Source organism: Intrasporangium chromatireducens Q5-1, from assembly GCF_000576575.1.
GTDB classification, from domain to species: Bacteria; Actinomycetota; Actinomycetes; order Actinomycetales; family Dermatophilaceae; genus Intrasporangium_A; species Intrasporangium_A chromatireducens.
In genome coordinates this window covers 1-922 of sequence record NZ_AWQS01000528.1, presented here as the reverse complement: position 1 = coordinate 922, position 922 = coordinate 1, and the positions used below count along the sequence as shown (strand labels likewise).

The 922-nt window shown below is 71.4% G+C and carries 1 protein-coding gene; it reads left to right on the top strand.

Annotation, left to right across the window (positions count from 1 at the left end):
• Nucleotides 1-63: 63 nt before the first annotated feature.
• Nucleotides 64-849 carry an alpha/beta fold hydrolase gene (locus N864_RS22710; RefSeq protein ID WP_051518955.1) on the top strand — a complete coding sequence of 262 codons (786 nt, stop codon included), beginning with the start codon at nt 64-66 and terminating at the stop codon, nt 847-849.
• The last annotated feature ends 73 nt before the right edge of the window (nt 850-922 follow it).

Sequence of the window (922 nt, the reverse complement as noted above, 5' to 3'; positions counted from 1 at the left end):
CGACACAAGGAAGGTAAACCAGTGAGCACCCCCTCCACGGTCGGGCCGCTGCACACCAGGTCGATGGGGACCGCCGGCCCACGCGTCGCCTTCCTGCACGGCCTGTTCGGCCAGGGGCGCAACTGGAACCAGATCGCCAAGTCGGTCTCCGGCCCCGAGCAGGCGGACGCCCGCTGCCTGCTCGTCGACCTGCCCGACCACGGGCGCTCGCCCCGGAGTGAGCAGTTCTCCTACCAGGGCTACGCGGCGGCGGTCGCTGCCACGCTGGCCGACGCGGCTCCGGGAGAGCAGTGGACAGTCGTCGGGCACTCGCTCGGTGGCAAGGTCGCGATGCTCGTCGCGCTGCTGCACCCCGAGCTCGTCGAGCGGCTCGTCGTCGTCGACATCGCACCGAAGGACTACGGCACCCTCGCGCGGTTCGAGGGCTACATCAACGAGATGCTCCGGCTGCCGCTCGACGAGATCGAGAGCCGGGGTGACGCCGAGGAGCGGTTCCAGGAGTCCGATCCCGGGGTCAAGGCGTTCCTGCTGCAGAACCTGCGCCGCGAGGGGGAGGGGTGGCGCTGGCAGGCGAACCTCGACCTCATCGCCGCCGACGCCGCCCAGGGCTCGAGCTCCCGGATCGCGGGGTGGCCGACGATGGCCGACGAGGTCGCCCCCTTCGACGGACCGGTGCTCTGGATCGCCGGAGGGGAGTCGCGCTACGTCAAGGACGAGGACTCCGACGTCATGCGCAGCCTGTTCCCGCGGGTCCGCCAGCTCACGGTCAAGGGCGCGAGCCACTGGGTCCACACGGACGCGCCGGACGTCGTCGTCGCGGCGCTCCGCCGGTTCATCGGCGCCGACTGAGAGCGGCGCGGGACGTCGGGTGCGCTCGGTCGCTCCTGAGAGCCGGAGTTTGCGCTCACTCGACGGGTGCGAA

Excerpts from the sequence above, each read along its gene's own strand:
- N864_RS22710 (WP_051518955.1), top strand. The coding sequence starts at position 64 with ATGGGGACCGCCGGCCCACGCGTCGCCTTCCTGCACGGCCTGTTCGGC.